This window comes from Actinoalloteichus caeruleus DSM 43889 (assembly GCF_000429185.2).
In the GTDB taxonomy this organism is placed as follows: Bacteria; Actinomycetota; Actinomycetes; order Mycobacteriales; family Pseudonocardiaceae; genus Actinoalloteichus_B; species Actinoalloteichus_B caeruleus.
The window spans coordinates 1,163,624-1,174,403 of sequence record NZ_AUBJ02000001.1 but is presented as its reverse complement, the minus strand read 5'-3'; the positions used below and the strand labels follow the sequence as shown (position 1 = coordinate 1,174,403).

General features: G+C 73.6%; 1 protein-coding gene. It reads left to right on the top strand.

Annotated features, from left to right (window positions below; all coding sequences use genetic code 11):
- Positions 1-10,779, top strand: a complete 10,779-nt coding sequence (locus G443_RS04360) for a type I polyketide synthase (RefSeq protein ID WP_026419201.1) — start codon at positions 1-3, stop codon at positions 10,777-10,779.
- Position 10,780: the final 1 nt, after the last annotated feature.

Genomic DNA, 10,780 nt, shown 5'->3' with positions numbered 1-10,780 from the left:
ATGGCCGACGACCAGAGAATCCTCGACTACCTCAAGCGCGTCACCGCCGACCTCCACCAGGCGCGGCAGCGATTGCGCGAGTTCGAGAGCGGCGAGCACGAGCCGATCGCCATCGTGTCGATGAGCTGCCGCTACCCCGGCGGGGTCCGCTCGCCGGAGGACCTGTGGCGCCTGGTCGCCGGGGGGACCGACGCGATCTCGGCCTTCCCCGACGACCGAGGCTGGGAGGTCGGGCCGCCGCCCACCGGGAACACCGCCGAAACCGCCGCCGCCGGCCCGCCGCCGGCCCAGGGCGGGTTCCTCGACGGGGTGGCGGACTTCGACGCGGGCCTCTTCGGGACGAGTCCCCGCGAGGCGCTCGCGATGGACCCGCAGCAGCGCCTGCTGCTGGAAACCTCCTGGGAGGCCTTCGAACGGGCCGGTGTCGACCCCACGTCGCTGCGGGGCCAGCGCGTCGGGGTGTTCGCCGGGGCCAGCAGCCAGGAGTACGCGATGCTCCTGCGACAGGCCCAGGAGGACGTCGAGGGGTACACGCTCACCGGAACCACCAGCAGCGTCATCTCCGGGCGCGTCGCGTACACCTTCGGCCTGGAGGGCCCCGCCGTCACCGTCGACACGGCCTGCTCGTCGTCGCTGGTCGCGATCCACCTGGCCGCGCACGCGCTGCGGCAGCGAGAGTGCTCCCTCGCCCTGGCCGGCGGCGTGACCGTGATGGCCACCCCCGGGATCTTCTCCGAGTTCGACAGGCAGGGCGGCCTGTCCTTCGACGGCCGCTGCAAGGCGTTCGCCGCCAGCGCCGACGGAACCGGCTGGTCGGAGGGGGCCGGTCTGCTGCTGCTGGAGCGGCTGTCGGACGCCCGGCGCCACGGGCACCCCGTGCTCGCGGTCCTGCGCGGTTCCTCCGTCAACTCCGACGGCGCGTCCAACGGGCTGACCGCGCCCAACGGGCCGTCCCAGCAACGGGTCATCCGGCAGGCACTGGCCAACGCCGGGCTCTCGGCCAGGCAGGTGGACGTGGTCGAGGCGCACGGGACCGGCACGGTCCTCGGTGACCCGATCGAGGCGCAGGCGGTGCTCGCCACCTACGGGCAGGACCGGGAGCGGCCGCTGCTGCTGGGTTCGGTGAAGTCCAACCTCGGGCACACCCAGGCGGCGGCCGGCGTCGCTGGCGTGATGAAGATGGTGCTGGCCATCCACCACGGCACGGTGCCCCGCAGCCTGCACATCGACGAACCAACCCCGCACGTGGACTGGACGGCCGGGGCGGTGGAGCTGCTGACCGAGCAGGTGCCCTGGCCGGACACCGGCGCCCCGAGACGCGCCGGGATCTCCTCCTTCGGGGTCAGCGGCACCAACGCCCACACCATCATCGAGCAGGCCCCGGCCCAGGAACCGGCGACCGGCGCCGAGACCACCGCGTCGACCCCGGTGCTGCCCTGGGTGCTCGGGGCCAGGACCGAACAGGCACTCGTCGCCCGGGCCCGAGATCTGCTGGCCACCACCGCCGACGGAACCCGACCGCTGGACGTCGCGTACTCGCTGGCCACCGGTCGCTCCGCGCTCGAACACCGCGCCGTCGTGCTCGGAACCGGAGGAACCGAGCTGCGAAACGGGCTCCACGCACTGGCCGAGGGGGCCGAAGCACCGGCGGTGGTACGCGGCGCGACCTTCGAGGGCACCCGGCTCGCGGTGCTGTTCTCCGGCCAGGGCTCGCAGTGGGCGGGCATGGGCGCCGCCCTGCACGCCACGTACCCGACGTTCGCCGCGGCCTTCGACACGGTCCGCGGCGAGCTGGACCAGCACCTCGACCGGCCGCTGGACGACATCGTGTTCGGGGACGGGGACCTGCTCGACGACACCGCCCACACCCAGGTGGGGCTGTTCGCGCTGGAGGTCGCCCTGTACCGGCTGCTGGAGTCGTGGGGGGTGACCCCGGACCTCCTCGCCGGGCACTCGGTCGGCGAGATCACCGCCGCCCACGTCGCCGGGGTGCTGTCGCTCCCCGACGCCTGCGCCCTCGTGGCCGCCCGCGGACGGTTGATGGGACGCCTCCCGGCAGGCGGCGCGATGGTGTCGATCGGCGCACCCGAGGCCGAGGTCCGCCCGCTGCTCACGGCGGAGGTGGACATCGCCGCCGTCAACGGACCCGCCTCCGTGGTGATCTCCGGTGACGAGGACGCCGTCACCGCCGTCGAACGGCACTTCCAGGACCGGGGGACCCGGACCAGGAGACTGCGGGTCAGCCACGCCTTCCACTCCGCCCACATGGACGCCATGCTCGACGAGTACCGGCTCCTGCTGCGGGACATCACCTTCGCCGAACCGACCACCACCGTCGTGTCCACCGTGACCGGTCAGGTCGTCTCCGACGAGTTCGGCGACATCGACCACTGGGTCCGGCAGGTGCGGGAACCGGTGCGGTTCGCCGACGGGATCCGTGCCCTCCACGACCAGGGAGCGACGACGTTCCTCGAGGTCGGCCCCGGGGGGACCCTGACCGCCGCCGCCCGCGAATGCCTGCCCCCGGACGTGACCCGCTGCGTGCCCACCCTCCGGAAGGACCGCCCGGAACCGGCCGCCGTCGTCGCGGCGCTGGCCGAACTGCACGTCAGCGGCCACCCGGTGGACTGGGAAGGGTTCTTCGACGGTACCGGCGCCCGACGGGCGGACCTGCCCACCTACCCCTTCCAACGCCGGCGGTACTGGCCGGAGCTGACCGGGGCGTGGACCGGGGACGTCACCGCCTTCGGTCTCGGACCGGCTGAGCACCCCCTGCTCGGCGCCGAAGTCAGCCTCGCCGAGGGCGACGGGGTGCTCTTCACCGGTCGGCTCTCCGCCCGAACGCACCCGTGGCTGACCGAGCACAGGATCCTCGGGTCGGCGCTCCTGCCGGGAACCGCGTTCGTCGAACTGGCGGTCCGCGCCGGCGACCAGGTGGGATGCCCGCACGTCGCGGAGTTGACCCTCCAGGTGCCGCTGGTCATCCCGGAACGGGGCGGGGTCTCGATCCAGCTCGCCGTCGGTCAGGCCGACGACACCGGGGCCCGGCTGGTGAACCTGTACTCGCGGCAGGACGACGACCCCACCGACGCCCCCTGGACCCGCAACGCCACGGGTGCGCTCACCCCGGACGCGCCGCCGCGCCCCGACTGGTCGGTGTTCGAGACCTGGCCCCCCAGCGACGCGGTCGCCCTACCACTGGACGGCTTCTACGAGGACCTGGCCCGGTTCCGGTACGACTACGGCGGTCCGTTCCAGGGGCTGCGCGCGGTGTGGCGGCGCGGCGACGACGTGTTCGCCGAGGTCGCCCTGCCCGAGGAGCACGCGGCGCGGGCCGCGGACTTCGGTCTGCACCCCGCGCTGTTCGACGCCGCCATGCACGCCATGGCGATGAAGGACGTCGACGACGCCGGCGAGATCGGCGGCTCGCCCCTGCCGTTCTCCTGGAACGGTGTCACCCTGCACGCCGGCGGAGCCCAGACCCTGCGGGTCCGGTTGTCCCCGGCGGGCGGCGACGGAGTCGCCGTCGCGCTCGCCGATGAGACCGGCGCCCCGGTCGCCTCGGTCGAGACCCTCGTGCGACGCGCGGTCTCCGCCGACGCGGTGGGTGCCGGCCGAGGCCGGCACCACGATTCCCTGTTCCGCGTCACCTGGCCGGCCCTCACCGACGGGGACACCCTGGCGCTGGACCACCGCGCCCTCATCGGGTCCACCGACCTCGACCTGCCCGTCGCGGCACGGTACGCCGACCTCGCCGCGCTCGCCGCCGCCGTCGACTCCGGCGCGCGACTCCCGGACGCCGTACTGGCGGTGTTCACCTCGCCACCGGGGACGGACACCGCCGACTCGGCCCGCGGTGCCGCCACCGCCGCGCTGGCCCTGGTCCAGGAGTTCCTCGCCGAGGAGCGCTTCGACGCGTCCCGACTGGTGATCGTCACCAGGGGAGCGCTCGCCACCGCGCAGGACGACCCGATCACCGATCTCGCGCCGTCGACCGTGTGGGGCCTGGTTCGTTCGGCGCAGTCGGAGAGCCCGGAACGGCTGGTCCTCGTCGACATCGACGGCACGGCCGCGTCACTGGCCGCCCTGCCCGCCGCCCTCGGGTCCGGCGAGGCGCAGCTCGCCATCCGCGACGGCGCCCCCAGGGTGCCCCGCCTCGCCAGGGTCCGCGACGAACCGGCGGAGGACCTGCCCGAACTCGGGTGGGACGGCACGGTGCTGATGACCGGTGCCACCGGCGCCCTGGGCCAGGTGTTCGCCCGGCACCTCGTCGCGGAGCGCGGCGTGCGCCGGCTGCTGCTGGTCAGCAGGCGCGGCGCCCGGGCCGAGGGAATGGCGGAACTGCGGGAGGAACTGTCCGCCCTCGGCGCGACCGTGACCTTCGGCGCCTGCGACGTGTCGGACCGGGACCGGCTGGCCTCCGTACTCGCGGGGATCCCCGCTGATCACCCGTTGACCGCCGTGGTGCACGCGGCCAGCGTGTCCGACGACGGTGTCATCGCCTCGCTGGACGCTGATCGCGTCGAATGGGTGCTGCGCCCCAAAGTCGACGGCGCGCTGGCACTGCACGACCTGACCCGCGATCTCCACCTGTCCGCCTTCGTGCTCTTCTCCTCGGTGGCCGCCGTCTTCGGCGGCCCGGGCCAGGGCAACTACGCCGCCGCCAACTTCTTCCTCGATTCCCTGGCCCAGCACCGCAGGCAGCAGGGCCTGCCCGCCACCTCGCTGGCCTGGGGGATGTGGGCGGAACGCAGCGGGATGGCGGGGCAGCTGCACGACCACCACGTGGACAGGATCGGCCGTGGAGGCCTTCTCGCGATGTCCGCCGAGGAGGGCAGCGAGCTGTTCGACGCCGCGTACGCGGTGGACGAGGCGTTGGTCGTGCCCGCCCGGCTCGACCTGGCGGCGCTGCGGGCGACCGCGGCGACCGGAGGTGTCACCCCGTTGCTGCGCGGGCTCGTGCGGGCGCCGGCGCGTCCGGTCGCGGGAACCGCCTCGCTCGGCGAACGCCTCGCCGGGCTTGACCCATCGGACCGCACCGCCGTCGTCCTCGAGCTCGTCCGAGGCCAGGCGGCGTTCGTCCTCGGTCACGAGTCACCGGCCGAGATCGAGCCCCAGCAGGCCTTCACCGACCTCGGGTTCGACTCCCTGACCGCGATCGAGTTGCGCAACCGGCTCAACGGCGCCACGGGGCTCCGGCTGCCGGCGACGCTCGTCTTCGACCACCCGACACCGGCGGCGCTGGCGGAGTTCCTCGTCGTCGAGGCGGCCGGCGTGCCCGTGCTCGCCGCGCCCGTCGCGACCAGGACCCGGGACGACGAACCGATCGCCATCATCGGCATGGGCTGCCACCTGCCCGGCGGCGTGCTGTCCCCCGAGGACCTGTGGCGGCTGGTGTCCGACGGGGTCGACGCGATCGACGAGGTACCCGCCGAACGCGGCTGGGGCGTGGAGGGCCTCAACGGCGGCTTCCTCGCCGCTCCCGGGGACTTCGACCCCGCGTTCTTCGGCATCTCACCTCGGGAGGCCACCGCGACGGACCCGCAGCAGCGGCTCCTGCTCCAACTGAGCTGGGAGGCGATCGAACGGGCCGGCATCGACCCCGCCACCCTGCGCGGCTCCCGGACCGGGGTGTTCGCCGGGGCCAGCGGACTGGACTACGCGGGGCTGCTGCAACAGGCTGCCGACGGCAACGAGGGCTACATCCTCACCGGCACCGCGGCGAGTGTGATCTCCGGACGCATCGCCTACACGTTCGGGCTTGAGGGGCCCACGCTCACCGTCGACACCGCCTGCTCCTCGTCGCTGGTCGCCCTGCACCTGGCGGCGCGGGCACTGCGGGAGGGCGAGTGCTCGCTCGCCCTGGTCGGCGGGGTGCTCGTCATGGCCACCCCCACCGGTTTCGCCGGCCTCTCCGGCCAGGGCGGTTTCGCCGCCGACGGCCGCTGCAAGTCGTTCTCCGAGTCGGCGGACGGCACCGGGTGGAGCGAGGGCGCCGGAATGCTGCTCGTCGAGCGGCTCTCCGACGCCCGGCGGAACGGGCACCCGATCCTCGCCGTCGTCCGAGGCACCGCCGTGAACTCCGACGGCGCCTCCAACGGCCTGACCGCGCCCAACGGCCCGTCCCAACAGCGGGTCATCCGGGAGGCACTGGCCGATGCCGGCCTCAACCCCTCCCAGGTGGACGCGGTGGAGGCGCACGGGACCGGGACGGTGCTGGGAGACCCGATCGAGGCCCAGGCGGTGCTCGCCACCTACGGGCAGGACCGGTCCGCCGACCGGCCGGTGTACCTCGGTTCGATCAAATCGAACATCGGCCACGCCCAGGCCGCCGCCGGCGTCGCCGGTGTGATCAAGATGGTGTTGGCCCTGCGGCACGGGGTGCTGCCGAGGAGCCTGCACGCCGAGACGCCCACCACCAAGGTGGACTGGTCCGCCGGGGCCGTCGCGCTGCTGGACCGCCAGACACCGTGGCCCGAGACCGGACAGCCGAGGCGGGCCGCCGTGTCCTCCTTCGGCATCAGCGGCACCAACGCCCACGTGGTACTCGAACAGGCCCCGGTGGACACCTCCGAGCGGCAGCGCCACGACGGCGCTGGGCCCGTCCCCCTCGTGCTGTCCGCCCGCACCGCCGAAGCGTTGAGAGCCCAGGCCGACCGGCTGCGCGAGCACCTGCGGACCCTGGGGGACATCCCCCTCACCGACCTCGGGTTCTCGCTCGCCACGAGGCGGACCCGCTTCGAGCACCGGGGAGCCGTCGTCGCTGAGGACTGGGAGAGCCTGGCGCGCGGCCTGGACATCCTCGCGGAGGGCGGCCAGGGGACGAACACGGTCGTCGGCCACGCCAGGGCGACGGTCGAACCGGTCTTCGTCTTCCCCGGTCAGGGCTCGCAGTGGAGGGAGATGGCCGCGGCCCTGCTGGAGGCGTCCCCGCACTTCCGCGCCCAGGCCGAGGCCTGCGCCGAGGCACTGGCCCGGTACGTGGACTGGTCCGTGCTCGCCGTGCTGCGGGCCGAGCCGGACGCCCCGCCGCTGGAACGCATCGATGTGGTCCAGCCCGCGCTGTTCACCACCATGGTGTCGCTCGCGGCCCTGTGGCGTGCCCACGGCGTCGAGCCGGGTGCCGTCGTCGGCACGAGCCAGGGGGAGATCGCCGCTGCCTACGTCGCCGGCGGGTTGAGCCTCGACGACGCGGCCCGCGTGGTCGCCCGGCGCAGCCGCCTACTGCTCAACCGCCTCGTCGGCAGGGGCGGGCTGGTCTCGCTCGCCCTGCCGGTGGGGGAGGCGGAGGGATTGCTCGCCGAGTGGGGTGACCGACTGGCCATCGCGGGCTTCAACGGGCCGGCCCTGCTCACCATCGCCGGCGACGGTGAGTCCCTGGACGAGCTGGTGCGCCAGTGCGAGGAGCGGGGCATCCGCGCACGGCACGTCGCCGACGCTCCCACCCACTGCGCCTTCGTGGACGAGCTGCGCACGGAGCTGCTGGACGAACTGGGACAGGTGCGCCCCACCGCCGGCGACATCCCGTTCTTCTCCACCACCAGCGGGCGGTTCGTCGGCACCGAGGCACTCGATACGGACTACTGGTTCGACAACACCCGCGAGCCGGTGCGCTACGAGCAGGCCACGCGGGCGTTGCTGGAGCAGGGACACCGGGTGTTCGTCGAGATCAGCCCCCACCCGGTGATGACCATGCCCACCGAGCAGACCATCGTCGACGCCGGCGCCGACGCGGTGGTGACCGGCACGCTGCGGCGGGGGGACGGCGGTCTCCGCCGGTTCCTGACGTCCCTCGCGACCGCCCACGCCCACGGAGTGGCCGTCGACTGGGGCACCACGTTCACCGAGCACGACGCGCGACCCGTCGACCTGCCCACCTACGCGTTCCAGAACCAGCGGTACTGGCTGCCGATCCCCACCACCTCCACCGGCGACATGGCCGGTATCGGGCTCGGCGCCACCGAACACCCGATGCTGGCCGCCGGCGTCCCACTCGCCGACAGCGACGGTTTCCTGTTCACCGGCCGACTCGCGCGACGCACCCATCCCTGGCTCGCCCAGCACGGCGTGCTCGGAACCGTCCTCGTACCCGGAACGGGCTTCGTGGAGATGGCGTTGCGGGCGGGCCGCCAGCTCGGCTGCGACGTGCTGGAGGAGTTGACCCTCGAGGCGCCGCTGACCCTCTCCGAACGTGGGGCCGCCCAGATCCAGCTCGCCGTCGACGCACAGGACGAGACCGGGCGGCGCACCTTCACCGTCCACTCGCGTTCGGCCGACGCCGAGTACGAGCAGGCGTGGCTGCGGCACGCCAGTGGCGTGCTCCGCGTCCAGCAGTCGACCGAGCCCGCCGGAGGCGGCGAGCTCACCGCCTGGCCACCGCCGGGAGCGCGGAGCATCGAGATCGACGACGCCTACGACAACGCGGAGAAGCTCGGCTACGACTACGGACCGCTGTTCCGGGGCCTGCGCGCCGCGTGGGTACGCGGCGACGAGGTGTTCGCGGAGGTCGCCCTCCCCGAGGACGGGCGGGCCGACGTCGCCGACTTCGGCCTGCACCCGGCCCTGTTCGACTCAGCGCTCCAGGCCACCGGGCTGGACGAGTTCCGCGCCGGACGGGCCACCGGGGACGACGACGGCAAACCCCGCATGCCCTTCGCGTGGCGGGGGGTGACGTTGCACGCGCTCGGCGCGACCGAACTGCGGGTGCGCCTCACCCCCTCCGGCCCGAACGGCGTCGCGTTCCGCATCGCCGACACGACCGGTGCCCCGGTGGCCACCGTCGACTCCCTGGTGCTGCGCCCAGTGGAACCGGAGCAGCTCAGGGCGGCGGGCAACGGCCAACGCGAGTCACTGTTCCAACTGGAGTGGACCGGGGTCGCGGTGTCGGCCGAGGCCGTGCCCGGCCAACGGTGGACGGTGCTCGGAGCGGACCCGCACCTGCTCGACACGACGGGGACGCGGGTCGGCGGGGTACGAGTGGACGGCTACCCGGACCTGGCCACCCTCGCCTCAGCCTTGGACGGGGGCACGCCCGCCCCCGACGTCGTGATCGCCGCGTTCGGCGGTTCCGGTGTCGACGTGACAACGACGGCGCACCGGCTCGTCGGCCAGGCACTCGACCTGCTGCGGGAATGGGTCGCCGACGAGCGGTTCTCCACTACGCGGCTCGTCGTCCTGACCAGCGGCGCCCTGGCGACACGGCGGGCGGAGGACGTCCAGGACCTCGCCGCCGCCCCCCTCTGGGGGCTCCTCCGCGCCGCCCAGTCCGAGGAACCGGGCCGGTTCACCCTCCTCGACGTGGATGACACCGAGGCGTCCTGGGCGGTCGTCCCGGCCGCGATCCAGTCGGTGGAACCGCAGCTCGCGGTCCGCGGAGGACTCGTGCTCGCACCACGGATCACCGGCACCCCACCCCCCTCGGAGGCCCCGTCCGATCGTGGCCTCGACCCGGACGGCACGGTCCTGATCACCGGGGGCACGGGAATGCTGGGTCGGCTGTTCGCGCGGCACCTCGCGGAGCGGCACGGTGTACGCCACCTGCTGCTGCTCAGCAGGCAGGGCCCCGACGCGCCCGGAACGGACGACCTCGCCGCCGAACTGGCGCGGCTGGGGGCCACCACCACCATCGTGGCCTGCGACGCCTCGGTCCACGATGACCTCGCGGCGGCGGTCGCCGCGATCCCGGCCGAGCACCCGCTGACCGCGGTGGTGCACGCCGCCGGCGTGCTCGACGACGGCATGCTGAGCTCGCTGACCCCCGAACGGGTGGAGCGGGTGATGCGGCCGAAGCTCGACGCCGCGGCGCACCTGCACGAGCTGACCAAGAACCTGCCGTTGGCCGCCTTCGTCCTGTTCTCCTCCGCTGCGGCCACCTTCGGCAGTTCCGGTCAGGCGGGTTACGCGGCCGCGAACGCGTTCCTCGACGCGCTCGCCCAACACCGCGACGCCAACAACCTCGCGGCGACCTCGCTGGCCTGGGGTTTCTGGGAGGAGCTCGGCGGCATGACCGAGCACCTCAGCGACACCGACGTCCGGCGCATGAGTGGGACCGGGGTCATCGGCCTGTCGCACGAGCAGGGCATCGCGCTGTTCGACCTCGCCGCCGCGCTCGACGAACCCGTGCTGCTGCCGATGCGGCTGGACTTCGGCGCGCTCCGCTCGCAGGCTGCGGCGGGCGGGGTGCCGCCGCTGATGCGCAGGCTCGTGCGGGTACCGGTGCCCCGGGCCGCCGAGGGGGGAGCCGTCCCGTCCTCCGGGGCACTCGCGCACACGCTGGCCGGCCTCTCCGAGCAGGAACGCGACCGCGTCGTGCTGGAGATGGTGCGCACCCTCGCCGCGTCGGTCCTCGGGCACTCCTCCGCCGAGGCGGTCGGACCGGACGAGTCGTTCAAGACGCTCGGGTTCGACTCGCTCATCGCGGTGGACCTGCGCAACCGGTTGAACACCGCCACCGGCCTGAGGCTGCCGCCGACCACCGTGTTCGACTACCCGACGCCGGCCCAGCTGGCCGCCTACCTGCGCGCGGAGATCGTGCCCGAGGAGGCGGCGGACACCGTGTCGCCGGTGTTCGCCGAGATCGACCGGCTCGAGGCCCTGCTCGCCGACATCGGCACCGACCACGGTGAGCGCACGAGGATCACCCTGCGGTTGCACGACGTGCTGGCCAGGTGGGGGGAGGACCGAGGGCCAGCCGAGGGCTCCGCCCCCGCGGCGGACCTGGACGAGGCCACCGACGACGAGATCTTCGAACTGCTCGGCAAGGAGTTCGGCATCTCGTGAA